Here is a 26,352-nt window from a genome sequence, read left to right on the forward strand (position 1 = left end):
GCGCCCGCCCCGATCGTGTTCCGGGGCGGGCGCTTCGCCGTGCGGATCCGGTGGCCCGGAGGCCGCTTCTCGTCGGGTGCCGGAGCTCACTCCCCGATCAGGGCGTCGACGAACGCCTCCGGCTCGAACGGCGCCAGGTCGTCGGCGCCCTCACCGAGCCCGACCAGCTTGACCGGCACGCCCAGCTCACGCTGGACCGCGACCACGATGCCGCCCTTGGCCGTGCCGTCGAGCTTGGTGAGCACGATGCCGGTGATGTCGACGCCCTCGGCGAAGACCCGGGCCTGGACCAGGCCGTTCTGGCCGGTGGTGGCGTCCAGGACGAGCAGCACCTCGTCGACGGGGGCGTGCTTCTCCACGACCCGCTTGACCTTGCCGAGCTCGTCCATGAGGCCGGTCTTGGTGTGCAGGCGGCCGGCGGTGTCGATGAGCACGACGTTCGCACCCATCTCCTTGCCCTCCTTGACCGCGTCGAAGGCGACGGAGGCCGGGTCGCCGCCCTCCGGTCCGCGCACGGTGTAGGCGCCGACGCGCTCGCCCCAGGTCTGCAGCTGGTCGGCGGCGGCGGCCCGGAAGGTGTCGGCGGCGCCCAGGACGACGCTCTGGCCGTCGGCGACCAGGACGCGGGCGAGCTTGCCGGTGGTGGTGGTCTTGCCGGTGCCGTTGACGCCGACGACCATCACGATGCCGGGCTTGCGGTCCTCCGGCTCGGTCTTCACCGCGCGGTCCATGTCGCGGCCGACCAGGGTGACGAGTTCCTCGCGCAGCAGGGTGCGCAGGTCCTCGGGGGTGCGGGTGCCGAGCACCTTCACGCGCTCGCGCAGGCGGTCGACGAGCTCCTGGGTGGGCTGCACACCGACGTCCGCGGTGAGCAGCGTGTCCTCGATCTCCTCCCAGGTGTCCTCGTCCAGGTGCTCGCGCGACAGCAGCGTGAGCAGGCCCTGGCCGAGGGCGTTCTGCGAGCGGGAGAGCCGGGCGCGCAGCCGGATCAGCCGGCCGGCGGTGGGTTCCGGGATCTCGATCGCGGGGGCTTCGGTGGGCGGTTCCTCGACGACGACCGGAGCCGAGGCGCCGGGAAGATCCACCTCCTCTATCGTGCGCCGCGGTTCCTCCCGCGGCGTCTCGGCCTCGTCGCCGACGTGCGGCTCGGCCGGTGGGGCGGTGATGTCGGGTGCCGCGGGCGGGGGCGGCGGCAGCTGCTTCTTGCGCCGGCTGCCGACGATGAGTCCGCCGAGCACGCCGAGCACGACCACGGCGATGACTACAGCAAGGATGACGATGTCCATAACGCGTCCAGTATCAGCCATGCACCCCCGGGTCACCCCGCTTGCGCCGCCCCGTGGAGTCTCGGGCCGCCGGATCCCCGCAGCCCCGGAGGACCGGCGCTCCGGCAGCCGAAGGCGCGCGGGCGGATCCTCAAGGCCCGACGTCCGTCGGCGCCTGCTGCGCGCGCGGGACGTGTGGCCGCGCCGCACGCCCCGGTGGCCGGGGGCGGCGTCGTCCTCTGTCGTCCTCCGGTGGATGACGCACCGCGGCCCCGGCTCGGGCGGTGACCGAACCGGGGCCGCGTCGGGTCACAGGGGAGAGGGGCAGCGGGGACTCGGGCGCTCCTCCCCGAGCGCGGGGCGGGACTCAGCCCATCTCCTCCAGGGACTTGCCCTTGGTCTCCTTGACGAACTTCAGGACGAACGGGATGGAGAGCGCGGCGAAGGCCGTGTAGATCACGTAGGTGACGGACAGGTTCCAGTCGGCCAGCGACGGGAAGCTCGCGGTGATGGCCCAGTTGGCGATCCACTGCGCGGCGGCGGCCACACCCAGGGCGGCGGCGCGCAGCCGGTTGGGGAACATCTCGCCGAGCATGACCCAGACGACCACGCCCCAGGACAGGGCGAAGAAGAGGACGAAGACGTGCGCGGCGACCAGGGCGATCCAGCCCTGCGCGGCCGGCAGCCTGCCGTCGACCAGGGGGTGGGAGAAGGCCCAGGCCTCCAGGGCCAGGCCGACGACCATGCCGACCGAGCCGATGATCGCCAGCGGCCTGCGGCCGATGCGGTCGACGAAGATCATCGCGATGACGGTGCCGACGATGTTGATGATGGACGTGGTGAAGGAGTACAAGAACGAGTCCGTCGGGTCGACGCCGACGGACTGCCACAGCGTCGAGGAGTAGTAGAACGCGACGTTGATGCCGACGAACTGCTGGAACACCGACAGACCGATGCCGACCCAGACGATCGGCTTGAAGAAGAAGCCACCGCCCAGCAGGTCCGTGAAGCTGGACTTGTCCTCGCGCTTCATGGCGCCCTCGATCTCGGCGACACGGGCGTTCAGGTCGACGTCCTTGCCCTCGACCTCGGTGAGGATCCGGCGGGCGCGCTCGTGCTTGCCGACGGAGATGAGGAAGCGCGGGGACTCGGGGATGGCGAAGGACAGCAGCCCGTACAGGACGGCCGGGACGACCATGACGCCGAGCATGACCTGCCAGGCCTCCAGGCCCATCAGCTCACCGCGCTGGTCACCGTCGGCGGCGTTCAGCAGGCCCCAGTTGACCAGCTGCGACACGGCGATGCCGACGACGATCGCGGCCTGCTGGAAGGAGCCGAGCCGGCCGCGGTAGGCGGGCGGGGCGACCTCGGCGATATAGGCCGGGCCGATCACGGAGGCCATGCCGATGGCGAAGCCGCCGACGACCCGCCAGAAGGCGAGGTCCCACAGGGCGAAGGGCAGCGCGGAGCCGACGGCACTGACGGTGAACAGCACCGCGGCGATCCGCATGCACCGGATGCGGCCGATGCGGTCGGCTATGCGCCCCGCGGTGGCGGCGCCGACCGCGCAGCCGATCAGGGCGATGGCGATGACCTGGGCGAGGGCAGCGGAACCGACGTCGTAGCGGTCCCGGATGGCCTCGACGGCACCGTTGATCACGGAACTGTCGTAACCGAAGAGGAAACCACCCATCGCCGCCGCCGCCGCGATGAAGACGACGTGCCCGAGATGATCGGGGTGAGTCGCTCCGGCTTTTGACTTGAGTGCCTGCGTTGTGCTGGTCACGTGTACTCCTCGGGCCGCCGGCAACGTCGCCGGAGGGGGTCAGCCCTTCGAGGTCCACCTGAAGGTACCTGAAGGTAAAAAGAACGTTGCCGAGACTATGTCTTCAAGTTTCGAAGTCAATAGGGCAGATCTAAAATCCTGGAGCTGGCGTGTGTCAGAAATGTGTTCAAGCGTTGAAGTGACGGAGAGGGGCAGGTAAGGAAGCTGTACGCCGCATGCACCTAACGCAGTCGCTGGCTGATGACCTTCGACACACCGTCGCCCTGCATGGAGACGCCGTAGAGCGCGTCGGCGACCTCCATCGTGCGCTTCTGGTGCGTGATCACGATCAGCTGGGAGGCTTCCTGGAGCTCCTGCATGATCCGGATGAGCCGCTGGAGGTTGGTGTCGTCCAGCGCGGCCTCGACCTCGTCCATGACGTAGAACGGGCTCGGCCGTGCCTTGAAGATCGACACGAGCAGGGCCACGGCCGTCAGTGACCGCTCCCCGCCCGAGAGCAGCGACAGCCGCTTGACCTTCTTGCCCGGCGGGCGGGCCTCGACGTCCACGCCCGTGGTGAGCATGTGGTCGGGATCGGTCAGGATCAGCCGTCCCTCGCCGCCGGGGAAGAGCCGGCTGAAGACGCCCTCGAACTCGCGTGCGGTGTCCCGGTAGGCCTCGGTGAAGACCTGTTCGACGCGTTCGTCGACCTCCTTCACCACCTGCAGCAGGTCCGCCCGCGTCTTCTTCAGGTCCTCCAGCTGCTCGCTGAGGAACTGGTGGCGTTCCTCCAGCGCCGCGAACTCCTCCAGGGCGAGCGGGTTGACCTTGCCGAGCTGCTGGTAGGCACGCTCGGTTGCCTTCAGGCGCTTCTCCTGCTCGGCCCGGAAATACGGCTTCGGCCGGTTGCGCGGGTGCTCCGGATCCTCCGGCAGCTGCTCGCCCTCGGCGGGGGGCGAGGGCGGCACCAGCTGGTGCGGACCGTACTCCGCCACCAGCCCGGCCGGTTCGACACCCAGCTCCTCCAGCGCCTTGGTCTCCAGCTGCTCGATCCGCAGCCGCTTCTCGGCGCCGAGTACCTCGCCCCGGTGAACCGAATCCGTCAACTTGTCGAGCTCGGCCTTGAGATCGCGTCCCTCCGTGCGGGCGCGGGCGAGCTCCCGCTCCCGGTGGGCCTTGGCGGCCTCCGCCGCGGCGCGCTCCTCGTCGGCGCGGGTCAGGGAGGCCTCCACGTGCGCGAGCAGCTGCCGGGCGCCCGAGCCCACCGCCTCGGCCACGGCCGCCTCGTGCCGCAGCCGGGCCCGTCGCTGCTCGGCACGCGCGCGTGCCTCGCGTTCCGCGCGCGCGGCCCGGTCCAGGGAGTCGGCCCGCCCGGCCAGGCCCTTGACCCGCTCCTCGTGCGTACGTACCTGGAGGCGGGCCTCCATCTCGGTCTGGCGTGCGTTGGCGCCGTCGGCGGCGAGCCGGTCCCGTACGGCGGTGTCCGGCTCCTCCTCGATGGGCATCTCCTCGGCCACGGCGAGCCGCTCGGCGAGTTCCTCGACCTCGAGCAGCGCCGCGTCGAGGGCGTCCTGCGCGCGGGCCGCGGCGGCGGTGGACCGCTCGGCCTCCCCGGCCGCGCCCCGTGCCTGCCCGGCCAGCCGCCCGAGCTGCTGGGCGACGGCCGACTTCTCCCGGTCGGCGGCCCGGCGCCGCTCCCCCAGTTCCTCGACCAGCGCGGCGCACTCCCGGCGCCGTTCGACGGCCTGCTGCTGGGCCGCGCCGAGCCCCTCGCAACGCACCTCCAGCTCCTCCAGCTCGGCGGCGGCCTCGTCGACGGAGGCCTGCACTTCGAGCAGGCTCGGGGCGCCGGCGGAGCCGCCGTGGGCGAAGTGGGCGCCCAGCAGGTCGCCCTCAGCGGTCACCGCCGTGAGACGGGGGTGGGCGTAGACGAGGTCCTCGGCGTCCTCGAGGGTGCCGACGACGACGATGCCGTGGAGCAGCCGCCGCACGGCCGGCATCAGTTCGGACGGGCCGCGGACCAGGTCGGCGGCGTAGGTGTGGCGTGCGTCCGCGGATGCGTCGGGGCCGGTCGCGCCCGCCTGACGGCAGCCGCACGCCGGGTGCTGCCCCGTGTCCCCGGGGCCCGGGTCTCCCGCGAGGAGCAGGGTGGCCCGGCCTCCGTCCTGTTTGCGAAGAAGCCTGATCGCGTCCGCGGCCGACGCCGGGCTCGTCACCACGATCGCGTCCGCGGCCGCGCCGAAGGCGGCCGCAAGGGCGACTTCGTGGCCCGGGGTCACCGTGAGCAGTTCCGCCGCGGGGCCGAGCAGGCCGGAGAGACGGTCCTTCGCCGCGAGGAGTGTCCCGGTGCCGTCCTTGCGGCGCAGGCCCAGGGCCAGGGCCTCGTGGCGGGCCAGGGTGGCGGCGCGGCGGCGTTCCGCTGCCGTGGCCGCCTCTCGGGCTGCCGTGAGGGCGGCCTCGGCGTCGGCGAGCCGCTGCTTGGCGGCCTCGTGCCGCTCGGCGAGTTCGGCGTCGCCGGCGTCGAGGCCGTCGACCTCCGCCTGGAGCGCCTCGTACTCCTCCTGGGCGGCGACGGCACGTTCCCGCGCCTCGTCGCGGGCGGCGGCCAGGCGCTCGATCTCGGCCTGCGCGGAGGCGGCCCGGGAGCGGGCCGCGTTGACCTGGCCGCTGAGACGGGCCAGGCCCTCGCGCCGGTCGGCGATGGCCCGGGCGACGTCCTTCAGACGCCGTTCCTCCTGGATCAGGGCGCGCTCGAGTTCGGCACGGTGGGCGACCGTGTCCTCCAGGGCACGCTCGGCCGCCTCCAGGGCCGCCTCCAGCTCGGCCTCCTGCTCACGGATGCGGGCGGCCTCGCGCTCCATGTCCTCGGGGTCGCGGCCGCGCCCCTCCTCGGGCGGTGCAGAGGTGGCGCTCTTGACGCGTGCGTCGGCCAGCGAGATGGTGCCGCGCACCCGCTCGGCCAGCTGGGAGAGCTCGTACCAGGTCTCCTGGGCCCGCTGGAGGCGCGGGGCGAGGCGTCGCACCTCGTCCTCCAGCAGGGCCTCGCGCTGGAGCGCCCTGCGCAGCTCCTGCTCGGCGGCCTCCTTGCGCTCCTTCAGCGCGGCTTCGTCGGCGACCTCGGCCTTGAGGGCGTCGCGGAGCCGTACGAGGTCGTCGGCGAGCAGGCGCAGACGGGCGTCGCGCAGGTCGGCCTGGATGACGGCGGCCCTGCGGGCGACGGCGGCCTGGCGGCCGAGCGGCTTGAGCTGGCGCCGGAGCTCGTCGGTGAGGTCCTGCACGCGCGCGAGGTTGGCCTGCATCGCGTCCAGCTTCCGCAGCGCCTTCTCCTTGCGCTTGCGGTGCTTGAGGACGCCGGCGGCCTCCTCGATGAAGGCGCGGCGGCCCGTGGGGTCGGCGTGCAGCACGGAGTCGAGCTGGCCCTGGCCGACGATGACGTGCATCTCCCGGCCGATGCCGGAGTCGGACAGGAGCTCCTGGATGTCGAGCAGACGGCAGGTGTCGCCGTTGATCTGGTACTCGCTGCCGCCGTTGCGGAACATGATCCGCGTGATGGTGACCTCGGCGTACTCGATGGGCAGGGCCCCGTCGGAGTTGTCGATGGTCAGGGACACCTCGGCGCGGCCCAGGGGCGGGCGGCCGGTGGTGCCGGCGAAGATGACGTCCTCCATCTTGCCGCCGCGCAGCGACTTGGCGCCCTGTTCGCCCATGACCCAGCTGAGCGCGTCGACGACATTGGACTTGCCCGAGCCGTTCGGTCCGACGACGCACGTGATCCCCGGCTCGAAGCGGAGGGTGGTCGCCGAGGCGAACGACTTGAACCCGCGGAGGGTCAGGGCCTTGAGGTGCACGCCGCCGGACTTTACCGCCCAGGCATGTCTCACTCCATGAACCCACGGTTTCACCGTTGAACACGCAGGGCAGACCAGACGTTAAGACGGTGAAGGGAGCGCGGGGGAAAGAAAGAAGGGACGCCGGTGGCGTCCCTTGCACTTCTGACGTTGAGCGGTGGTGACGGGCGGCCCAACCACTGCTGTACCGATGTGGAGCGGTGCAGTGATCAGGTGAGCGCAGGCTCCGCCTGGTGTGCGTCAACGCTCTCCATGATCCTGTCGTGAGAAGCGGCAGCCGTCAGCGCCTCGTTCTCCGCCTGGATCCGTACGAGCTCGGATTCCAGGTCCTGGACGCGCTGCTGGAGCCGTCGCATCTCGGCGAGGAGTCGCGGGTCGGAGCCGCCGACGTAACCGAGAAGCGCCTTTGCCATGATGGATGGTCCTCCACAATGAGTGACCGACCGATGCGGTGTGGGTCGTGAGGGATTCGCACCCGCGGCTTGGCAGGGCCTTCAGTTGTGCTGCCGTTCAGCCATGCCAAACAGCTAAGGTGCGCGGGATGCTTTCAGCGTCTCACCAAAAAGTTTGACGGTCAACACGATCACGCCCCGTATGGGGGGCGACCCGGTCGCACACGGACTGGAGCGGCATCGTGGCGGTCTGTGCGGGGCACTCTGGGCGTGGCGATCATCCTTGCGTGTGCGGCGCGCCAAGGCAAGCGGTTCTCGGCAATCACCAGCGAGTTTCCGTTGCGGGGACTCCCCACGGCGCCGCCCGGGCGCGGCCGGGGCGGCCTCCGGGCCGTGCGGGATCAGCGGACGGCGAAGCCCTCGTAGCCTCCACGAGGTGTGTCCCAGATCTCGGTGACCCCGTCTACGCGCCCGGGCGTGTCGTCGCTGAGGAGCCACTCCAGCAGACCTTCACAGCCCTCCCGGCCCCCTTCGGCGACCACTTGGACGCGCCCGTCGCCCAAATTGAGAGCAAAGCCACTCAGGCCGCCGATCTCCAGGGCCTTGGCCCGGGTGAACCAGCGGAAACCCACACCTTGGACGCGTCCTCGCACCCAGGCGACCAATCGCACATCCTCGCTCATGGCTGCAACCTAACCGCCCAATCTCCCACTGGGCACTTCCACCCCATGCGCCATGCGGTACCGTCCCCCATCGACGAATCTCATATGAAACTCACACGATCGAGTGAGTTTGGTGTTGATCTCGCGACGAGTCGACCGCCAGGACGAGGAAGGCCAGGACATGGGACGCCACCGACGCTCCGCCGCCGGCCGCGCCGCCACGGGCCGCGCCACGGGGATCTCCCACGCCGACGGCTTCGCGGAGGACCAAGATCCGCTGTACCCCGGCGCGGACGACGCCCCCACGATGGGCATCGCGCCCTATCTGAACCCCGAGGCGTTCGCCGGCACGTACGCGCGGAGCGAGGCCTACCTGTTCGGTGCCGAGGCGCCCGCGCCCGGTGAGCGCTACGACGACACGGCCGTCTTCGCAGACGACGGTTTCACGCCCGACGACGGGGCCCGCCGCGCCGGTGCGCACCGCCGCCGGAAGAAGGCCGCGCGCCCGGTGCGCTCCGGACTGCTCGGCGTGTCCGCCGCCGTCGCGCTCGGCACGGTCGCGGTCGCCACGGGTGCGGTGCCCGGCCTCGACAACTACAAGCTCGGCGGCGACAGCGGCCCCGACAACGTCCAGGCGGGTGACGTCCCGACGAACACGCCGACCGGACTGGGCGGCACCTCCGGCAGCGCCGAGAACCGGGACGACACTCCGACGAGCCGGGACGCCCAGCGCTCCGCGTCGGCGTCGCCGTCCGAGTCGAAGTCCTCGGCCGCGCCGACGAAGACACCGGACAGGCGGGAAAAAACGCGGGAGAAGACCCCGGAGAAGAAGGCGCCGGCCGAGACCCCCAGCGCGAAGCCGGACACCACGCCCTCGCGCACGGCCACCCAGGCACCGAAGAAGCCCAGCGGCTCCGCCGCCCTCTCCCAGGAGTCCGCCGTCGCGGCCCAGGTGCTCAGCCTGGTGAACGAGGAGCGGGCCAAGGTCGGCTGCAGCCCGGTCGCCGCGAACAGTGCCCTGACCGGCCTGGCCCAGGGCTACAGCGAGGACATGGCGGCCCGCGGCTTCTTCGACCACACCGACCCCGACGGCCGCACGCCGTGGGACCGGGCCGAGAAGGCCGGGATATCCCACCTCGGCGGCGAGAACATAGCCCGCGGCCAGGGCACCGCGGCGGCCGTGATGGACGCCTGGATGAACAGCCCCGGCCACCGCGCCAACATACTGAACTGCGACTTCAAGACACTGGGCGTCGGCGTCGAGTTCGGCTCGGGCGGCCCCTGGTGGACGCAGAACTTCGGCTACTGAGGTAACCGGGGTGCAGACGGCTGAGCGACCCTGCCGGGCCGCGCCCGGGCCGTCAGTCGAGGTCCGTCGCCCGCGTGGGTTACACGTCCGCGCGGATACCCCGCCCCCGAGGACGCGGTCCACGGCGGCCCGGGTCCGGGTCCCGCTCGGCGGCGCCAGCGGCTTGTACGTCCGCAGCGTGACGCCGGGGTCATGGCCCGAGCGATCGTGGCTGGCGGGCCGGTGGAGTGAAGCCCGGCCCGTCCCTGGAAAGCGGCGGCCTTGCCGGGGACCCGGCACACCTCATTCACGGACGCCTGGGCGATGCACGCGCGGGTATGACGTCCCAGTGCAGCCTCTGTTCCTCGTCCACTACCGGTGTGGAGCGGTCGGCAGCCGGATTCATGGGCGTCGCGGACCCGGAGCCGGCGGCGGAGGGATGGCAGGTCGCGGATCTCGTCGGGCGAACGGGGCTCCGGCCGTGAGGGTGTCCTTCCGCGACAGCGACGTCGGTTTCGTCGAGGCCCTCACGCCGGACGGCGACGGCTGGGAGGGCCTGCTCAACCGCTCGAGAGCTGCGACACACCCGTGGAGCACCTCCCCGTCGAATCCGCCGTGGCGGGCGCACTCGCCTGGCCGGCCGCCGCCGGACGGGCACCCGACGAGGAGGATGTCCGGCGGACGCTCGCCGGGTCGGCCCCCTCTTCGCGGAGGAGCTGTCCTCAGCTCTCCTGGTCGCCCTGGGACTCCCCGTGGCACGTCACTAACCCTCCGTCAGTGCAACCTGTCGGTTAGCGCTGTACTCCCGTAGGCTGGCTGCATGACCACCACCCAGGAGCATGCGGAGGGCCTGGACGACCTCCCGTACAACGTGTTCGCCAGGGCCTGCCCTCGCGCGGCACGCTGGAGCACGTCACCGGCCGCTGGGGCGGACTGACCCTCGGCGCCCTGTACGAGGGCTCTCTGCGGTTCAACGAGCTGCGCCGCCGGGTCGACGGTGTCAGCGAGAAGATGCTGTCGCAGACGCTGCACGCCCTGGAGCGGGACGGCCTCGTGCACCGCGAGGCGCAGCCGACCAACCCGCCGCGGGTCGACTACGAGCTGACACCGCTCGGACGCGGGGTCGCCGAGCGGCTGCTGGGCCTCATCCACTTCGTGGAGGGGCGGATGGACGACGTGCTGGAGGCCCGGCGGCGCTACGACGAGACGCGCGGCTCCCTCTGACACGTGGGGCAGAAGTAGCTGGACCGGTTCATCCACGCCCGGCGGCGCATCGGTGTGCCGCACCGCCGGCACGGCAGGCCTTCGCGCCCGTACGCGTCCAGCGACCGGTCGAAGTAGCCCGACTCGCCGTTGACGTTGACGTAGAGGCTGTCGAAGCTGGTGCCGCCCTGGGCGAGGGCGGCGTTCATGACGTCCCGCACGTGTCCCAGGAGCAGCTGGGTGCGCGGGCGGGTGAAGGTCGCCGTCGGGCTCTCGTAGTGGATGCGGGAGCGCCACAGGGCCTCGTCGGCGTAGATGTTGCCGACGCCGCTGATCAGCGACTGGTCCAGCAGGGCCCGTTTGATGGTGGACCGCTTGCGGCGCAGTGCCTGGTGGAAGGCGTCGTCGTCGAAGAGCGGGTCCAGGGGGTCCCGGGCGATGTGCGCGATGACGTCGGGCAGGCCGTCCGGGGTGGTCTCGTGCAGGGACAGGCCGCCGAAGGTGCGCTGGTCGACGAAGCGGAGTTCGGTCTCCAGGGCGTCGGCGAAACGGACGCGGACGCGCAGGTGCTTCTCGTCCGGGGCCGTGTGCGGCTGGACCAGGAGCTGGCCGCTCATGCCGAGGTGGGCCAGGATCGACTGGTCCGTGTCCTCCAGGGGCAGCCACAGGTACTTGCCGCGACGGCTCGGGACGCCGATGCGGTGGCCCTTGAGGCGGTGTGCGAAGTCGTCGCCGCCCGCGAGGTGGCGGCGCACCGCGCGCGGGTGCAGCACCTCGGCCTCGGCGACGGTGCGGTGGGCGACCCACCGCTCCAGACCGCGCCGTACGACCTCGACCTCGGGCAACTCGGGCATGGATCCCCCGTCACGAACCTGTGGATGACCGAGCGCCCGCCCCGGGCGGGGGCGGGCGCTCGGGTGCGCTCTGCAGCCGTCGCCCAGGGGCGGCGGCGCTGTCAGCCGTCGACGCTGCTGTCGACGGCCGTGTGGGCAGCCTGAACCGCCGCCGTCTGCGTGGCTTCGGCTTCCTTCGCCGCCTTGGCGCGCTCGTCCGCCGCGGCCCGGATGGACCTCCAGGCGGACTCGGCGGCCTGCTGCTCCGCCTCCTTCTTGCTGCGGCCGGTGCCGGTGCCGTACGAGACGCCTCCGACGCGGGCGGCAGCAGTGAAGGTCTTCTCGTGGTCGGGGCCGGTCTCCGTGACCAGGTACTCGGGGACGCCGAGCCCTTCGGTCGCGGTGAGCTCCTGGAGACTGGTCTTCCAGTCCAGGCCGGCTCCGAGGTTCGAGGACTTTTCGATCAGGGGGTCGAACAGGCGGTGCACGAGCTCCGCCGCCGAGTCCAGTCCCTGGTCGAGGTAGACCGCACCGATCACCGCTTCGAGGGTGTCGGCGAGGATGGACGCCTTGTCCCGGCCGCCCGTGCCCTCTTCGCCCCGGCCGAGCCGGATGAAGGAGCCCAGGTCGAGCCCGCGGCCCACCTCGGCGAGCGCACGCGAGTTCACCACCGCGGCCCGCAGTTTGGCCAGCTGGCCTTCCGGGAGGTCGGGGTGGGTTCGGTACAGCGTGTCCGTGACCACGAGGCCGAGGACGGAGTCCCCGAGGAACTCCAGCCGCTCGTTGGTCGGCAGACCGCCGTTCTCGTATGCGTACGACCGGTGGGTCAGTGCCCGCACCAGAAGGGCGGACTCGACGTTGTAGCCGAGCCGCCCTTCCAGAAGCGTGTGGGACGAGGCCTGGTTGTCCGCCGGAGCACTCCCGCTCACACGGGAAGACTTGTTCTTAGGCGTGGACACAGTGCCTCTCACCAGCCGCTCAGACCTCGAGGACCTGGCGCTTGTTGTAGGTGCCGCACGACGGGCACGCGATGTGCTGCAGCTTGGGCTCGTGGCAGCGCTCGCACGCAACCAGGGTGGGGACCGCAGCCTTCCACTGCGACCGGCGGTGGCGCGTGTTGCTGCGCGACATCTTCCGCTTCGGAACAGCCACGGCTACTTCTCCTGCTTCTCGTCGACGCCCGGTTCGGCGCCGCTCATCTCGTCCTTCTCGCCGTCCTTCATGGTGCCGGCGAGTCCCTGCAAAGCCGCCCAACGGATGTCGACGGCGTCGTGGTGGTGGTCCGGGTCGTCCGCCAGCCGTGCGCCGCACTCGGCGCACAGACCAGGGCAGTCTTCCTGGCACACCGGCTGCATCGGCAGTGCGAGCACCACCGCGTCCCGCAGCACGGGCTCGAGGTCGAACAGACCGTCCTCGAGGAAGAGCCTGTCCTCGTCGTCCTCGGCGTCGTCGCCCGGTTCCGCGATCACGCGGCCCCGGTCGTCGGCGTCAGGGTACGAGAACATCTCCTGGAAGTCCGCTTCGAGCTGCTGCTCCAGCGGCTCCAGACACCTTACGCACTCCCCCTCGGCCGTGGCACGGGCGGTGCCTGTGACGAGCACCCCTTCCATGACCGACTCCAGACGGAGGCCGAGCTCCACCGGGGCGCCTTCCGGCACTCCGATGACTTCCTTGATCCCGAAGTCCTTGGGAGCGTCGACCGTGCGGGTCAGGCGCTGCAGCGCACCAGGACGCCGTCCCAGCTCGTGCGTGTCGAACACGAGGGGGTTCCGGTGGTCGAGGCGGGCGTTCAGGGCCATTCCTGCTTTCGGTCTTCGAGCTCGGAGGGAAGCTGCCCTGTGGTGTTCCCGGGCAGCGGTAATCGCGGACGTACGCGCGACCGAAGAGCCAGGATACTGGACCTTTCGCTGTCGGCCCAATCCGGTGCTCAGCCCTGGCCGCGGCCCTGCTCGTAGGCCCGCAGCTGCTCCGCGCTGATCATGCTGGTGTCGAACAGGCTGGTCTCGTCGAGCGCGTACTGCTGGTGACCCTGCCGACCCTGACGGTCCTGGTGAGCCTGCTGGGGCTGCTGCTGGGCCTGGTTCGGGTCGTACGCGGCCTGCTGGGGGTCGTAGCCCTGGTAGGCGGCGTAAGGGTCGGCCTGCTGGTAGCCGTACGGGTCCTGCTCGGCCGGGTAAGGCTGCTGCGGGTAGCCGCCGTACGCATCGGGCTGCGGCTGGTAGCCGTACGCCGGCTGGGGCGTCGCGTAGTCCTGCCGCTGGGCGGCGGGCCGCTCGGCGGGGGTGGGCGGCTGCTCGGCGAGCGCGGCCAGGTCCGCGAGGTAGTCGGCGTCGCTGGAGTGCCGGACGGTGCTGGTGTCGTCGGCGAGGGCGCCGAGGTCGTCGGTGGCGATCCGGCCGTGCAGCTTCTGCCGGCCCCGCCCGACCGCCTCGAGGGTCTTGGCGAGGACCGCCTCGAACGCACCGAGCTTGGCGTCGACGTACTCGTCGGCCGTACGGCGCTGGGTCTCCGGGTCGTGGCTGCGCTCGGGGGCGTCCTCGTCCTCGTAGCCCTGCTCGTCGGTGCCCGGGCCCGTGCCGAGGAGCTTCTCGCGGCCGCGGCCGACGGAGCCGAGGGTCTTGGTGAGGACGACCTCGAAGTTGGCGAGCTTGGAGTCGACGTAGTCGTCGGCCTCGGCGCGGACCTCCTCGGCCTCCTGGCGGGCCTCGGCGAGGATCCGGTCGGCCTCGGCCTGGGAGCGTCGGGCGACCTCGGTGCCGGAGATCAGCGACCCGCGCTCGGCGTGCGCGCTCTCGATGATCCGCTGGGCCTCCTGACGGGCCTGCTCGACCATCTGCTCGCGGTCGCCGATCAGCTCCCGGGCCTGGGCGAGGGAGTCGGGCAGCGTCGCGCGCAGCTCTTCCAGCATCGCGAGCAGCTCGGCGCGGTTGACCACGCACGAGGCCGACATGGGCATGGACCGGGCGCCGGAGATCGTGGTGACGATCTCGTCGAGCTTCTTCTGCACGTCCACCGTGTGCTCGCCACTCTCTACAGATGCCTTGGAGACGGACGGGACGACTCTAAGGCCACGGGGTCGCCGCCCGGCACCGGGTGACGGGTTGTCAGGCCCCGGCGGGGCGCCCGGGGGGCGTTCAGTCCTTCCGCAGCCGCTCGGAGAGGGCCTGGAGGACCTCCTCGGGCACCAGGTGGGAGACGTCGCCGCCCCAGGTCGCGACCTCCTTGACCAGGGAGGACGACAGGAAGCTGTAGGTGGGGTTGGTGGGGATGAAGAGGGTCTCCACGCCCGAGAGGCCGTTGTTCATCTGCGCCATCTGCAGCTCGTAGTCGAAGTCGCTGACCGCGCGCAGGCCCTTGACGATGGCGGGGATGTCGCGCTGCTTGCAGAAGTCGACGAGCAGGCCGTGGAAGGCCTCGACGCGGACGTTGCCGTACTCGGCGGTGACCCGGCGGATCAGGTCGATCCGCTCCTCGATCTCGAACAGACCCCGCTTGGCCTGGTTGATCATCACCGCGACGTAGACCTCGTCGTACAGCCTGGAGGCGCGGGAGATGATGTCGAGGTGTCCGTTGGTGATCGGGTCGAACGACCCGGGACAGACGGCGCGGCGCACTTGTGATCCCTCGCTCTCCGGTCCGGTCATCGTGCGTATGCGCACGTAGAGGCGGCGCGACCGTACCAAAACGTTCCCTCGCCGTAGCGGCGGGACCTGAGGGGTTCGAAACCCTCGGGCCACCGGAATTCGCCGCCTCTGGTGCTGCGCTCCACGGTGACGAGGGCTTCCTCTGCGAGCCACCCTTCCGAGCGGAGTGTGAGGAGGATCTCCCGAAGATCGTGATCCGTCACACGGTACGGGGGGTCCAGGAAGGCGAGGTCGTACGGGGCTGCGGGCGCCGACTGGATGATCTGCTCGGCCTTGCCCGCCCTGACCTCGACGCCGGGGAGGCCGAGGCTCTTGACGTTCTCCCGGATGACGCGCGCGGCCCTTGCGTCGGTCTCGACCAGGAGGGTGTGGCTCGCGCCCCGGGAGAGGGCTTCGAGACCGACCGCCCCCGAACCCGCGTACAGGTCGAGTACGCGTTCGCCGTCGAGGGGGCCGCCGAGGAGGGACTGCCAGGTGGAGAAGAGGCCTTCGCGCGCGCGGTCGGAGGTGGGGCGGGTGCCGTTGCCTGGTGGGACGGCCAGGCGGCGTCCGCCGGCTGTGCCGGCGATCACGCGGGTCATCTTCGGTCCTTGATGGTGGGCGGCTTTACGTTTCAGTGTGGCTGGTCGCGCAGTTCCCCGCGCCCCTGATGGAAGTCTCTCTCACCCCTTTTCCAAGTACCGCTCCCGCTCCTCGTCCAAGAGGGCGTCCAGGGCTGTGCGCAGGCCGGGAAGGCCGGTCAGCTCCGGGTCGGCGGCCACCACCGCCGTCGCCTCCTGCCTGGCCTCCGCGATGATCTCCTCGTCCTCGATGACCGCCAGCATCCTGAGGCTGGTGCGGGCGCCCGACTGGGCCTGGCCGAGGACGTCGCCCTCGCGGCGCTGTTCGAGGTCGATGCGGGAGAGCTCGAAGCCGTCGAGGGTGGAGGCGACGGCGTTCAGCCGCTGGCGGGCGGGGCTCGCCTCCGGCATCTCGGTGACCAGCAGGCACAGGCCGGGGGCCGAGCCGCGGCCGACGCGGCCGCGGAGCTGGTGGAGCTGGGAGACGCCGAAGCGGTCGGCGTCCATGATCACCATGGCGGTGGCGTTGGGGACGTTGACGCCGACCTCGATGACCGTCGTGGCGACCAGGACGTCGGCCTCGCCCGCGGCGAAGCGGCGCATGACGGCGTCCTTGTCGTCGGGGTGCATCCTGCCGTGCAGGACCTCGACCCGCAGGCCCTGGAGCGGGCCCTTGGCCAGCTGGTCGGCGACGTCGAGGACGGCGAGCGGCGGACGCTTCTCGGCGGCGTCCTCCGGGGACCCGGGGGGCTTCTTCCCCCCGGTCTTCCCGGGGTCGTCCTCCTCGTCGCCGATGCGGGGGCAGACGATGTACGCCTGGTGGCCCTTCGCCACCTCCTCACGGGCCCGCTCCCAGGCGCGGGCCAGGAAGTGGGGCTTGTCGGCGGCCGGGACGACATGGCTGGCGATCGGTGAGCGGCCGGCCGGCAGCTGGTCGAGGACGGAGGTCTCCAGGTCGCCGAAGACGGTCATGGCGACCGTGCGCGGGATGGGCGTGGCCGTCATGACGAGCAGGTGCGGGGGCTGCTTGCCCTTGCCGCGCAGGGCGTCGCGCTGCTCGACGCCGAAGCGGTGCTGCTCGTCGACCACGACCAGGCCGAGATCGTGGAACCGGACCTTGTCCTCGATCAGCGCGTGGGTACCGATGACGATGCCGGCCTCGCCGGTGGTGAGGTCGAGCAGCGCCCGGCGGCGGGCGGCGGCGCCCATGGAGCCGGTGAGCAGCACCACCTTGGTGGCCTGCTCGGCCCCGCCCAGCATGCCGCCCTCGGCCAGCTCGCCCATCATCTCGACGATCGAGCGGTGGTGCTGCTGGGCGAGGACCTCGGTGGGTGCGAGCATGGCGGCCTGGCCACCGGCGTCGACGACGGCGAGCATGGCGCGCAGGGCGACCATCGTCTTGCCGGAGCCGACCTCTCCCTGCAGCAGGCGGTGCATCGGGTGCTCGGTCGCCAGGTCGTCGAAGATCTCCCGGGAGACGCGCCGCTGGCCGTCGGTGAGGGTGAAGGGGAGACGGGCGTCGAAGGCCGTGAGCAGGCCGTCGGGGGCCGGTTTCCTGGCCACGGCGGGGAGTTGGGCGTCGGCATGGCGGCGGCGGGCGAGGGCGACCTGGAGGACGAAGGCCTCGTCCCACTTGAGGCGGGAGCGGGCGTCCTCGACGTCCGCCTTGGTGTGCGGGCGGTGGATCTTGAGGAGTGCCTCGGGGAGGGGGACCAGGCCGCGGCCCTCGCGCAGGGACTCCGGCAGCGGGTCGGCGGCCTCCCGGGCGGTGGGCAGGACCGTCTGCAGCGCCTTGCCGATCTTCCAGGACTCCAGTTGGGCGGTGGCCGGGTAGATCGGGATCAGGGCGCCCGCCCAGGTCTCGACGGACTCCTCGGGGTCCCCGCGCAGCAACTCGTACGCCGGGTGGGCCAGTTGCAGACGGCGGTTGAAGACGGAGACCTTGCCGGCGAACATCGCGCGCGTGCCGGGCAGGAGCTCCTTGTGGGGCTTGTGAACGCCCTTGCCGAAGAAGACCAGTTGGAGGCGGCCGCTGCCGTCCGTGATCGTGACCTCCAGGCGCTGGCCCTTGCCGCGCGGGGCCCGGGCCGAGGCGAACGTGTGCAGCCGGGCGTCGGCGACCTGGGCGACCACCGTGACGTGCTCGTCCATGGGGAGGTCGGCGAGGTGCGTGAGCTGCCCGCGCTCCTCGTATCTGCGCGGGTAGTGGTGGAGCAGGTCGCCGACGGTACGCAGGCCGAGGTGCTCGGCCATCACCTTCGCGGTGGCGGGGCCGAGCACCGACTTCAGCGGTTGTTGCAGCGGTTCTTCCAGTGCGGGCACGAGATCCATTGCACACCACCGCACTGACAACGGCCTGCGGGCAGCGGCCGGTATCGCCGTGAAGATCCAGGAAAAACCTGGTCAGAGGGCTCGTTCAGCGGGTGGGGCCGGGGCGCCCCCGGGCCGGCCGGACCGACGGCCGAGGCGGACCGGTCCGCTCCACCCGGCAGCGGCCCGTCCCCGAACGCGGCCCGGCCCGTTCGCGGTTCCGCGGCCCGCCGGCGCTACTCGACGCCGATGAGCAGCAGGGCCCCCTGCCGCCCGCCCCGGTAGACCACCGTGTCGACGGCGAGGTAACCCTCGCGGACACGGCTCTCCAGATGCTCGGCGACGGTGTCGGGGGCGTCGTCACCGAGCACCAGGGTGACCATCTCGCCCCCGGCCGCGAGCATCCGGTCCAGGACGGTTGCCGCGGTGGCCGCGACGTCCGAGCCGATCACGGCCACGTCGCCGTCGATCAGGCCGAGGACGTCACCGGCCTGGCAGATGCCGGCCATCGTCCAGGACTCGGCCTCGGCGACGGTGACCTCGGCGTAGCGGGTCGCACCGGCGGCCGAGGTCATCGACACGACGTCCTCGTCGAAGCGGCGCTCCGGCTCGTGCACGGCCAGGGCCGCGATGCCCTGGACCGCCGAGCGGGTCGGGATGAGCGCCACGCGGACGCCCTCCGCGCGGACCTGCTCGGCCGCCGCGGCGGCGGTGTGGCGGAGGTCGGCGTCGTTGGGCATGAGCACGACCTCGCGCGCGTGGGCCCGGCGCACGGCCTGCACGAGCTCGCCGCTCGCGGGTGGCTCCCCGGGGCGTGCGAGCACGGTGGTCGCGCCGGCCTCGGCGTACAGCCCGGCCAGCCCCTCGCCGGGCACGACGGCCACGACGGCCCGCTGCGCGCGCTCCCGGGGCGGACGCTCCGCGCCCGTGGTGTGCACGTCGTCGGCGCCGAAGTGCGTGATCCGGATCCGGTACGGCCGCCCGGCCTCGATACCGGCCTCGACGGCGGCGCCCGCGTCGTCGACATGGACGTGCACGTTCCACAGGCCGTCCCCGCCGACCACGACCAGCGAGTCCCCGAGGACGTCGAGCCGCTCCCGCAACCGCGCGACGGCCGCGTCCTCGGCCTCCAGCAGGTAGATGACCTCGAAGGCGGGACCGTCCGGTCCGGGGACGGCGGCGCCGCTGCCGGCGGCGTCCTCGGCTCCGTCGGCCTCCCCGCACGCGTGCGGGGCGCGGACCGGCCCGGTGCCCGCGCCCGGCCCCGGCTCGTCGACGCGTGCGGCGCCCGCGGCGAGCGCCGTCTCACCGGCCCCTGCGGCCGTCACGCGCGCGTGCGCACCGGCCGGTTCGCCGGCCCCGCCCTGCCCGGAGGCCCGGGCCCCCGGGACGCTCGGCGCGGGCACGGCACCGCCCGCACTCGTGACGGCAGCCACCGTCACGGCCCGCGGCCTCTCCCCCGTGAACGTCTCCACCAGCGCCCCGAGCACCGCCACCAGTCCCCGGCCGCCGGCGTCGACCACCCCGGCGCGTTCCAGGACGGCCAGCTGCCGCGGGGTCGCCGCGAGGGCCGCTCGCGCTCCCGCGTAGGCCGCCCGGGCCACCGTGCCGCAGTCGCCCTCGGCGGCGTCCGCGGCGTCGGCGGCGGCCGAGGCGACCGTGAGGACCGTGCCTTCCACGGGGTGGGCCACCGCCTGGCGGGCCGAGTCCGCCGCGCGCCGCAGAGCCTCGCGCAGGTCCCGGCCGTCGGCGTGCGCCGCCTCGGCGTCGGCGAGCACCTGGGCCATGCCGCGCAGCAGCTGCGCGAGGATCGTCCCGGAGTTGCCGCGGGCCCCGATGAGCGCGCCGTGCGCCATGGCCCGCACCGCGTCGGAGAGGGTCGGCCGCCCGTGTGGGCCGGAGCCGGCCGCGTGCCCCGCGAACACCGCCTCGACCGCCGCCGCCGCCGACTCCACCGTCAGGTACAGGTTGGTCCCGGTGTCCCCGTCCGCCACGGGATAGACGTTGATCGCGTCGATCTCCTCACGCGCCCGCCCCAGCGTCTCGAGTGCGAGAGCGCACCAGGTGCGCACCGCGACCGCATCGAGACATGTCTGCGGCACCTGCGCCACTGCGCCTCCCTGAGCTGCTGGACGTGGCAGGCAGCGTAGACCCCGGGGCGGTCTCGACCGGAACACGGCCCGGGGCGGGCCCGGGGCCGGCCATGGTAGTTTCGTTGCACTGGAGCAGTCGTTGTATGCTGCTCCGGTTGCCCGATCCCGATCGGGCCATTCCCCTGGCAGCGCCACTCAGATCTTCGATCCGATCCCGGCATGCCGGGATAACCCGTAAGTGCATCTGAAGTCTTTGGAGTGACCCGTGGCTGCCAACTGCGACGTCTGCGGCAAGGGGCCGGGCTTCGGCAACAACATCTCGCACTCGCACCGCCGTACGTCCCGCCGCTGGAACCCGAACATCCAGCGAGTGCGTACCGTGGTGGGCGGGACGCCGAAGCGCGTGAACGCTTGCACCTCGTGCATCAAGGCCGGCAAGGTCTCGCGCTGACGCTCAGCTAGCGCGCGGCCGCTGTCGGTTCGCTGCAGAGCCGGTCCACCTCGTGTGGACCGGCTCTTTGGTGTGTCCGGACCCAGGCGTTGCCGGAACGGGGGCGGCGCCGACGGCTACGCCTGCCCCCGGAACCGCCAGCCGTGATCCACCGGCCCGATCCCCCCGCCGAGGGCGAAGCCGGCCGCGATCGCGCCGGTGACGTACTCCTTGGCCGCCACCACCGCCTCCGGCACCGCGTCCCCCTTCGCCAGCTGTGCGGCGATCGCGGAGGCGAGGGTGCAGCCGGTGCCGTGCGTGTGGCGGTTGTCATGCCGCGGCGCCCGGAGCCAGTGCTCGTCGGAGCCGTCGGTGAGGAGATCGACGGCCTCCCCGGGCAGATGGCCGCCCTTGATCAGCACCCAGCGCGGCCCGTACCCGAGCACCGCCACCGCGGCGCGCCGCATCTCGCCCTCCGACTCGACGCGCACGCCGGTCAGCTGGGCGACCTCGTCGAGGTTGGGCGTGGCGACCGTCGCGACCGGCAGCAGCCTCGTCCGGACGGAGTCCAGCGCGGAGGCCGCGAGCAGGGAGTCGCCGTGCTTGGAGACGACGACCGGGTCCACGACCGTCGGGGCGTTCGTACCCGCGAGCAACTCGGCTACCTCCTCGACCAGTTCGGCGGAGGAGAGCATGCCGGTCTTGACCGCGCGGACGCCGATGTCGTCGACGACGCTGCGGTACTGGGCCCGCACGGCCTCCACGGGCAGCTCCCATGCTCCCTGTACGCCGAGGGAGTTCTGGGCCGTCACCGCCGTGAGGACGCTCATGCCGTGCACACCGAGCGCGAGCATCGTCTTCAGGTCGGCCTGGATGCCCGCCCCGCCGCCCGAGTCGGAGCCCGCCACCGCCAGGACGCCCGGGATCATGACTCGATGTCCCCGAAGTGGTCCCAGCCGCCCTTGCTGGTCCACGGCGCCCCGTCGACCGTCACCTGGGGCAGAGCCGAGGGGTTGAGCACCTCGCCGATGACCTTCCAGCGTGCGGGCAGCTTCACGTCCGGCGGGAACGTCGCCACGATCGCGTGGTCCTCTCCCCCGGTCAGCACCCACTGCATCGGGTCGACGCCCACGGCCTGCCCGATGTCGTTCATCTGGGTCGGGATGTCGATCGCCCCGGAGCGGATGTCGATGCGCACCTTGCTGGCCTCGGCGATGTGCCCGAGGTCGGCGATCAGCCCGTCGCTCACGTCGCACATCGCGGTCGCCCCGAGCCCGGCGGCCGCGGGGCCCGCGTGGTACGGCGGCTCCGGCCGCCGGTGCGCCTCCACGAAGGCGCGCGGCGAGCGGAACCCCCGGGAGAGCACCGCGTACCCGGCCGCCGACCAGCCCAGCCAGCCCGTCACCGCGACGAGGTCGCCGGGCTGCGCGCCCGCCCGCGTCACGGGCTCCTGGTTGCGCAGGTCGCCGAGCGCGGTAATCGACACCATGATCGAGTCGCCGCGCACGACGTCGCCCCCGACGACGGCGGCGCCCGCCACCTGGCACTCGTCGCGCAGGCCGTCCATCAGCTCGCTCGGCCAGGTCACCGGCAGTTCGGCCGGGACGACCAGGCCGAGCAGCAGCGCGGTCGGCACGGCGCCCATGGCGGCGATGTCCGCGAGGTTCTGCGCGGCCGCCTTGCGGCCCACGTCGTACGCCGTCGACCAGTCCCGGCGGAAGTGCCGGCCCTCCACCAGGATGTCCGTGCTGGCCACGACCCTGCGGTCGGGCGCGGCCACCACGGCGGCGTCGTCGCCGGGGCCGAGCCGGACCGCCGGGGTGGTGGTCAGACGGGAGGTGAGCTCCCTGATGAGCCCGAACTCACCGAGCTCACCAACAGTGCCCTTCATTGCCCTTTCTCCCCTTCTGTCCCTGTCCGTGCCCGGTCGCGGGGCCTCTCGGTCCTCGCTACGGTCGAGGTGACCGCCACGTTCCGCCGGACTCGCGCCCCGGCACACGAGACCCGGTGCCCGCAGGTCTCCCCGCGGTGTGCGGCAACGCGATACCGTGGCGTTCCTTTTCCCCACATGATCCTCGTGGCCGCCCTGGAGGTTCCGTGGTACAGGCGTACATCCTGATCCAGACGGAGGTCGGCAAGGCGTCGACCGTCGCCGAGACGATCAGCAAGATCCCTGGGATCATCCAGGCCGAGGACGTGACCGGACCGTACGACGTGATCGTGCGGGCCCAGGCCGACACCGTCGACGACCTCGGTCGCATGGTGGTCGCCAAGGTTCAGCAGGTGGACGGCATCACCCGCACCCTGACCTGCCCGGTGGTCCATCTGTAGCCCCCGTCTAACCTGTGCCGGTGAACTCTTTCCGTCACCGGCACCGTCGTGTACCGCACCTGTCCCGCCTGGCCGCCGTCGCGCTGTTGATCACGGCAGCGGGCTGCTCCTCAGCAGACGACAGCGCGTCGGCGGCGGTTCCCAGTCCCGGCGCGGAGGTCACGGAACTGTGCCGCGACCTGGACAAGGTACTGCCCGCGAAGGTGGGCGGTGAGCGTCGCGAGGACCCCGAGCCCGCCTCGGCGCTGACGGCGGCCTGGGGCAGCCCGGCGATCATACTGCGATGCGGTGTGCCCCAGCCGCCGAAGATGGTCGATCCGAAGGTGGCGGAGGGGCGCGACGAGGACGCGGTGGCCGGGGGTGTGAACGGGGTCGACTGGCTCATGGAGCGGCAGGACGGCGGCCATCGCTTCACCACCGCCAACCGTGAGGCCTATGTCGAGGTGGGTGTGCCGGAGGGGGTGGACAGCTCCGGCGTCCTGATCGATCTGGCAGCGGCTGTGAAAAAGGCGATCCCCCAGGGGATCGCCTCCTGAGCGCCGTACCTCAAGGGCGCTTCACCGCAGGCCGGTCGAGCGGCGCAGGGCAGCCTGCACCAGACGGTCCACCAGCTCCGGGTAGCCGATCCCGCTCGCCTGCCACATCTGCGGGTACATCGAGATGGGTGTGAAACCGGGCATCGTGTTGATCTCGTTGATCACGAACTCGCCGTCCTCGGTGAGGAAGAAGTCCGCGCGGACCAGCCCCTCGCAGGACGCCGCCTCGAAGGCGTCGACCGCCAGGCGCTGCACCTCGGCCGTCTCCTCGGGCGTCAGCGGCGCCGGGACGATGCCGGGCGTGGAGTCGATGTACTTCGCCTCGAAGTCGTAGTACGCGTGCGCCTCGGGCGGGGGGATCTCGGCGGGGACGGAGGCCCGGGGGCCGTCCTCGAACTCCAGGACGCCGCACTCGATCTCGCGGCCGCGCAGGGCCGCCTCGACGAGGATCTTCGGGTCGTGGCGCTGGGCCTCGGCGATCGCCTCGTCCAGGCCGAAGAGGTCGTCGACCTTGGTGATGCCGATGGACGAACCGGCGCGCGAGGGCTTCACGAACAGCGGCCAACCGTGCTCGCCGGCGAAGTCGACGATCCTCTTGCGGGCGGCGGTCTGGTCCCGCTCCCACTCGCGGGGCCTGACCACCAGGTACGGGCCGACCTTGAGCCCGAAGGAGGTGAACACCCGCTTCATGTACTCCTTGTCCTGGCCGACGGCCGAGGCGAGCACGCCCGAGCCCACGTACGGGACGCCGGAGAGCTCCAGGAGGCCCTGGAGGGTGCCGTCCTCGCCGTAGGGGCCGTGCAGCACCGGGAAGACCACGTCGACCTCGCCGAGCGCCTTCGGCACCGAACCAGGCTCGCTGTAGACGACTTCGCGGTCGGCGGGGTCGACCGGGAGGATCACGGCCCCCTCGTCGGACTCGGCGATCGCGTCCACGCTCGGCGGGCGCCGGTCGACGATGGCCATCCGCTCCGGTTCGTCCGCCGTGAGCGCCCAACGGCCGTCCTGGGTGATGCCGATCGGCAGGACGTCGTACTTCGTCCGGTCGATGGCCTTCAGGACGGCGCCGGCGGTGACCACGGAGATCCCGTGTTCGGAGCTGCGCCCGCCGAACACGACGGCCACACGCGGCTTGCGAGGCGGCTGCTCGGGGCTCTGGGGGAGGTTCTCGGTGCTCATATCGCGTCGAGAGTACCCGTTGGTGGTGCCCGGAGACAGCGCCCCCGGCCTCGCGTCGCTCAGCGTCGTTCGGGCTTGGCGCTGCGCGACATCAGCTCCTTGAGGGCGACCACCGGGGGCTTGCCCTCGTGCACGATGCCGACGACCGTCTCCGTGATCGGCATGTCGACGCCGTGCCGGCGGGCCAGGTCCAGCACCGACTCGCAGGACTTGACGCCCTCGGCGGTCTGCTTGGTCACCGCGACGGTCTCCTGCAGGGTCATGCCCTTGCCGAGGTTGGTGCCGAAGGTGTGGTTGCGCGACAGCGGCGAGGAGCAGGTGGCCACCAGATCGCCCAGACCCGCGAGTCCCGAGAAGGTCAGCGGGTCGGCGCCGAGCGCCATCCCGAGCCGGGTCGTCTCGGCCAGGCCGCGGGTGATGAGCGAGCCCTTGGCGTTGTCGCCCAGCCCCATGCCGTCCGCGATGCCGACGGCCAGGCCGATGACGTTCTTCACCGCCCCTCCCAGCTCGCAGCCCACCACGTCGGTATTGGTGTACGGGCGGAAGTACGGCGTGTGGCAGGCGGCCTGCAGGCGGCGGGCGACGGCCTCGTCGGTGCAGGCGACCACGGCCGCGGCCGGCATGCGCGCGGCGATCTCGCGGGCCAGGTTGGGCCCCGTCACCACGGCGATCCGGTCCGGGCCGACCTTGGCGACGTCGTCGATGACCTCGCTCATCCGCATCGCGGAGCCGAGTTCGACGCCCTTCATCAGGGAGACGAGGACCGTGTCCGGAGCGAGCAGCGGGCTCCACTCGGCGAGGTTGCCGCGCAGGGTCTGCGAGGGCACCGACAGGACCGTGAAGTCGGCGTCGGCGGCGGCTTCTGCGGGGTCCGTGGTGGCCCGCACGTGCTCGGGGAGCTCGACGCCCGGGAAGTAGTCGGGATTCGTGCGGCTGGAGTTGATCGCCTGAGCGACCTCCGGGCGGCGTGCCCACAGGGTGACCTCGCAGCCCGTGTCGGCGAGCACCATGCCGAAGGCCGTACCCCACGAACCGGCGCTCAGGACCGCCGCCTTGACCGGCTTGCTCACGTGCCCAGCCCTTCATCCCGCGCCGTCTGCGACGGCTGTCCCGACGATGCGGGCGGTGCCGACCGCACCGACCGCCCGGGCTGCTGCCCGCCCCGCTGTGTCTGCGCCTGTGTGCGGCGGCGCTGCTCGATCCGCTCCCGGCGCGGGTCGTAGGGCGTCCCGGGCGCCTTCTCCCCGCGGATCTCCTCCAGCCGGGCGGTGATGGCGGCCATGATCGCCTCGGTGACCTCCTTCAGGAGGTCCGCGGTCATCTCCCGGTCGTAGAACCGCGTGAGGTCCACCGGCGGCCCGGCGAGCACGCGGTGCGTCTTGCGGGGCAGCAGACGCGGCTTCTTCGCGTACGGCGGCAGCAACTCGTTGCAGCCCCACTGGGCGACGGGGATCACCGGGCACTTGGTCTGCAGGGCGACGCGGGCGGCTCCGGTCTTGCCGGTCATGGGCCAGCCGTCGGGGTCGCGAGTGAGGGTGCCCTCGGGATAGAACGCGACGCATTCCCCGCGGTTCACGGCGTCGATCGCGGCCCGGAAGGCGCTGAGCGCGTCGGTGCTCTCGCGGTAGACGGGGATCTGCCCGGTGCCGCGCATCGCGGCACCGACGAATCCTTTCTTGAAAAGTCCGCTCTTCGCGAGGAATCGCGGGACGCGTCCGGTGTTGTACTGGAAATGCGCGTATGCGACGGGATCGATGTGGGAATTGTGGTTCACCACGGTAATGAATCCGCCCTCAGCCGGAATGTGCTCCATTCCACGCCAGTCCCGCTTGAGCAGAACCACCAGCGGTGGTTTGCAGATCACCGCGGCGAAGCGGTACCAGAAGCCGATTCTGCGGCGGGGCACGCGGACACCTTCCTCTAGGGCCTGGAGCGGGGGCCGTGGGGGGGCCGCACAAGTGTCGCCCCGGGCCGCCGGTCTGTCGAGGACACCGTACGCCCCGACACGCCGCC

23 protein-coding genes and 1 pseudogene are annotated in these 26,352 nt (G+C 71.9%); 5 read left to right on the forward strand and 19 right to left on the reverse strand.

What is annotated here, in order from left to right; all coding sequences use genetic code 11:
* Positions 1-86: 86 nt before the first annotated feature.
* From ftsY to ACFW6P_RS22095, 5 genes are all read right to left on the reverse strand, one after another.
* A complete protein-coding gene (gene ftsY, locus ACFW6P_RS22075) occupies positions 87-1,286 on the reverse strand; it encodes a signal recognition particle-docking protein FtsY (RefSeq protein ID WP_386424403.1) in 1,200 nt (399 codons plus the stop codon).
* A gap of 346 nt (positions 1,287-1,632) precedes the next feature.
* On the reverse strand, positions 1,633-3,051 hold the full coding sequence (locus tag ACFW6P_RS22080; protein WP_386357221.1) for a sugar porter family MFS transporter: 1,419 nt from the start codon (positions 3,049-3,051) through the stop codon (positions 1,633-1,635).
* A gap of 221 nt (positions 3,052-3,272) precedes the next feature.
* A complete protein-coding gene (smc, locus tag ACFW6P_RS22085) occupies positions 3,273-6,878 on the reverse strand; it encodes a chromosome segregation protein SMC (RefSeq protein ID WP_386424405.1) in 3,606 nt (1,201 codons plus the stop codon).
* Between the two features lie 209 nt (positions 6,879-7,087).
* Complete coding sequence (locus ACFW6P_RS22090; RefSeq protein ID WP_003993245.1) at positions 7,088-7,291, reverse strand: hypothetical protein; 204 nt, start codon at positions 7,289-7,291, stop codon at positions 7,088-7,090.
* A 380-nt stretch (positions 7,292-7,671) separates the two neighbouring features.
* Positions 7,672-7,953, reverse strand: a complete 282-nt coding sequence (locus tag ACFW6P_RS22095; protein ID WP_386357216.1) for an acylphosphatase — start codon at positions 7,951-7,953, stop codon at positions 7,672-7,674.
* A 160-nt stretch (positions 7,954-8,113) separates the two neighbouring features.
* Between ACFW6P_RS22095 and ACFW6P_RS22100 the strand changes: the two genes are divergently transcribed.
* Both ACFW6P_RS22100 and ACFW6P_RS22105 read left to right on the forward strand, forming a co-directional pair.
* Complete coding sequence (locus ACFW6P_RS22100; protein WP_386424408.1) at positions 8,114-9,241, forward strand: CAP domain-containing protein; 1,128 nt, start codon at positions 8,114-8,116, stop codon at positions 9,239-9,241.
* 799 nt (positions 9,242-10,040) lie between these two features.
* A pseudogene (locus tag ACFW6P_RS22105) lies at positions 10,041-10,444 on the forward strand (winged helix-turn-helix transcriptional regulator).
* Here the strand turns inward: ACFW6P_RS22105 and mutM are convergent.
* The 9 genes from mutM to ACFW6P_RS22150 form a co-directional block, all read right to left on the reverse strand.
* Complete coding sequence (gene mutM, locus ACFW6P_RS22110; protein ID WP_386357211.1) at positions 10,417-11,277, reverse strand: bifunctional DNA-formamidopyrimidine glycosylase/DNA-(apurinic or apyrimidinic site) lyase; 861 nt, start codon at positions 11,275-11,277, stop codon at positions 10,417-10,419. The pseudogene ACFW6P_RS22105 and the gene mutM overlap by 28 nt on opposite strands.
* 101 nt (positions 11,278-11,378) lie before the next feature.
* Positions 11,379-12,227, reverse strand: coding sequence for a ribonuclease III (gene rnc / locus ACFW6P_RS22115; protein WP_386357208.1), 849 nt, complete (start codon positions 12,225-12,227; stop codon positions 11,379-11,381).
* A 7-nt stretch (positions 12,228-12,234) separates the two neighbouring features.
* Positions 12,235-12,408 (reverse strand): 50S ribosomal protein L32, encoded by a 174-nt coding sequence (rpmF, locus tag ACFW6P_RS22120; RefSeq protein ID WP_007493396.1) that lies wholly within the window; start codon positions 12,406-12,408, stop codon positions 12,235-12,237.
* A 2-nt stretch (positions 12,409-12,410) separates the two neighbouring features.
* On the reverse strand, positions 12,411-13,055 hold the full coding sequence (locus ACFW6P_RS22125) for a YceD family protein (RefSeq protein WP_386357205.1): 645 nt from the start codon (positions 13,053-13,055) through the stop codon (positions 12,411-12,413).
* A 128-nt stretch (positions 13,056-13,183) separates the two neighbouring features.
* A complete protein-coding gene (locus tag ACFW6P_RS22130) occupies positions 13,184-14,269 on the reverse strand; it encodes a cell division initiation protein (protein WP_386357203.1) in 1,086 nt (361 codons plus the stop codon).
* A gap of 121 nt (positions 14,270-14,390) precedes the next feature.
* Complete coding sequence (coaD, locus tag ACFW6P_RS22135; protein ID WP_386357230.1) at positions 14,391-14,870, reverse strand: pantetheine-phosphate adenylyltransferase; 480 nt, start codon at positions 14,868-14,870, stop codon at positions 14,391-14,393.
* A 26-nt stretch (positions 14,871-14,896) separates the two neighbouring features.
* A complete protein-coding gene (rsmD, locus tag ACFW6P_RS22140) occupies positions 14,897-15,517 on the reverse strand; it encodes a 16S rRNA (guanine(966)-N(2))-methyltransferase RsmD (RefSeq protein WP_386424440.1) in 621 nt (206 codons plus the stop codon).
* Positions 15,518-15,562: 45 nt separating this feature from the next.
* Complete coding sequence (gene recG, locus ACFW6P_RS22145; protein WP_386424411.1) at positions 15,563-17,791, reverse strand: ATP-dependent DNA helicase RecG; 2,229 nt, start codon at positions 17,789-17,791, stop codon at positions 15,563-15,565.
* Positions 17,792-18,006: 215 nt separating this feature from the next.
* Complete coding sequence (locus tag ACFW6P_RS22150; RefSeq protein ID WP_386424414.1) at positions 18,007-19,881, reverse strand: DAK2 domain-containing protein; 1,875 nt, start codon at positions 19,879-19,881, stop codon at positions 18,007-18,009.
* Positions 19,882-20,128: 247 nt separating this feature from the next.
* Between ACFW6P_RS22150 and rpmB the strand changes: the two genes are divergently transcribed.
* Positions 20,129-20,314 carry a 50S ribosomal protein L28 gene (rpmB, locus tag ACFW6P_RS22155; RefSeq protein WP_003993230.1) on the forward strand — a complete coding sequence of 62 codons (186 nt, stop codon included), beginning with the start codon at positions 20,129-20,131 and terminating at the stop codon, positions 20,312-20,314.
* A 116-nt stretch (positions 20,315-20,430) separates the two neighbouring features.
* Here rpmB and thiD read toward each other — a convergent pair whose 3' ends face one another.
* Both thiD and ACFW6P_RS22165 read right to left on the reverse strand, forming a co-directional pair.
* Positions 20,431-21,222, reverse strand: coding sequence for a bifunctional hydroxymethylpyrimidine kinase/phosphomethylpyrimidine kinase (thiD, locus tag ACFW6P_RS22160; RefSeq protein ID WP_386357195.1), 792 nt, complete (start codon positions 21,220-21,222; stop codon positions 20,431-20,433).
* A complete protein-coding gene (locus ACFW6P_RS22165; protein ID WP_386424417.1) occupies positions 21,219-22,184 on the reverse strand; it encodes a thiamine-phosphate kinase in 966 nt (321 codons plus the stop codon). Before ACFW6P_RS22165 ends, thiD begins: the two co-directional genes overlap by 4 nt.
* 206 nt (positions 22,185-22,390) lie before the next feature.
* Between ACFW6P_RS22165 and ACFW6P_RS22170 the strand changes: the two genes are divergently transcribed.
* Positions 22,391-22,624, forward strand: coding sequence for an Lrp/AsnC family transcriptional regulator (locus ACFW6P_RS22170; protein WP_020138723.1), 234 nt, complete (start codon positions 22,391-22,393; stop codon positions 22,622-22,624).
* A 20-nt stretch (positions 22,625-22,644) separates the two neighbouring features.
* Positions 22,645-23,160, forward strand: coding sequence for a DUF3515 domain-containing protein (locus ACFW6P_RS22175; RefSeq protein WP_386357190.1), 516 nt, complete (start codon positions 22,645-22,647; stop codon positions 23,158-23,160).
* A gap of 21 nt (positions 23,161-23,181) precedes the next feature.
* Here ACFW6P_RS22175 and ACFW6P_RS22180 read toward each other — a convergent pair whose 3' ends face one another.
* From ACFW6P_RS22180 to ACFW6P_RS22190, 3 genes are read right to left on the reverse strand one after another with little or no spacing between them, the layout of a single operon-like run.
* On the reverse strand, positions 23,182-24,339 hold the full coding sequence (locus tag ACFW6P_RS22180) for a D-alanine--D-alanine ligase family protein (RefSeq protein WP_386424420.1): 1,158 nt from the start codon (positions 24,337-24,339) through the stop codon (positions 23,182-23,184).
* A 59-nt stretch (positions 24,340-24,398) separates the two neighbouring features.
* Positions 24,399-25,409 carry an NAD(P)H-dependent glycerol-3-phosphate dehydrogenase gene (locus tag ACFW6P_RS22185; protein WP_386424423.1) on the reverse strand — a complete coding sequence of 337 codons (1,011 nt, stop codon included), beginning with the start codon at positions 25,407-25,409 and terminating at the stop codon, positions 24,399-24,401.
* Entirely contained in the window at positions 25,406-26,245 is an 840-nt protein-coding gene (locus ACFW6P_RS22190) for a lysophospholipid acyltransferase family protein (protein ID WP_386357182.1), read from the reverse strand. The genes ACFW6P_RS22185 and ACFW6P_RS22190 overlap by 4 nt, the downstream gene beginning before the upstream one ends.
* Positions 26,246-26,352 lie beyond the last annotated feature (107 nt).

It is taken from the genome of Streptomyces sp. NPDC058741 (assembly GCF_042746715.1).
Taxonomy (GTDB): Bacteria; Actinomycetota; Actinomycetes; order Streptomycetales; family Streptomycetaceae; genus Streptomyces.

Excerpts from the sequence above, each read along its gene's own strand:
- ACFW6P_RS22095 (WP_386357216.1), bottom strand. The coding sequence starts at position 7,953 with ATGAGCGAGGATGTGCGATTGGTCGCCTGGGTGCGAGGACGCGTCCAA.
- ACFW6P_RS22125 (WP_386357205.1), bottom strand. The coding sequence starts at position 13,055 with ATGGCCCTGAACGCCCGCCTCGACCACCGGAACCCCCTCGTGTTCGAC.
- ftsY (WP_386424403.1), bottom strand. The coding sequence starts at position 1,286 with ATGGACATCGTCATCCTTGCTGTAGTCATCGCCGTGGTCGTGCTCGGC.
- thiD (WP_386357195.1), bottom strand. The coding sequence starts at position 21,222 with ATGATCCCGGGCGTCCTGGCGGTGGCGGGCTCCGACTCGGGCGGCGGG.
- ACFW6P_RS22090 (WP_003993245.1), bottom strand. The coding sequence starts at position 7,291 with ATGGCAAAGGCGCTTCTCGGTTACGTCGGCGGCTCCGACCCGCGACTC.
- recG (WP_386424411.1), bottom strand. The coding sequence starts at position 17,791 with ATGGATCTCGTGCCCGCACTGGAAGAACCGCTGCAACAACCGCTGAAG.
- ACFW6P_RS22165 (WP_386424417.1), bottom strand. The coding sequence starts at position 22,184 with ATGAAGGGCACTGTTGGTGAGCTCGGTGAGTTCGGGCTCATCAGGGAG.
- ACFW6P_RS22100 (WP_386424408.1), top strand. The coding sequence starts at position 8,114 with ATGGGACGCCACCGACGCTCCGCCGCCGGCCGCGCCGCCACGGGCCGC.
- ACFW6P_RS22180 (WP_386424420.1), bottom strand. The coding sequence starts at position 24,339 with ATGAGCACCGAGAACCTCCCCCAGAGCCCCGAGCAGCCGCCTCGCAAG.
- mutM (WP_386357211.1), bottom strand. The coding sequence starts at position 11,277 with ATGCCCGAGTTGCCCGAGGTCGAGGTCGTACGGCGCGGTCTGGAGCGG.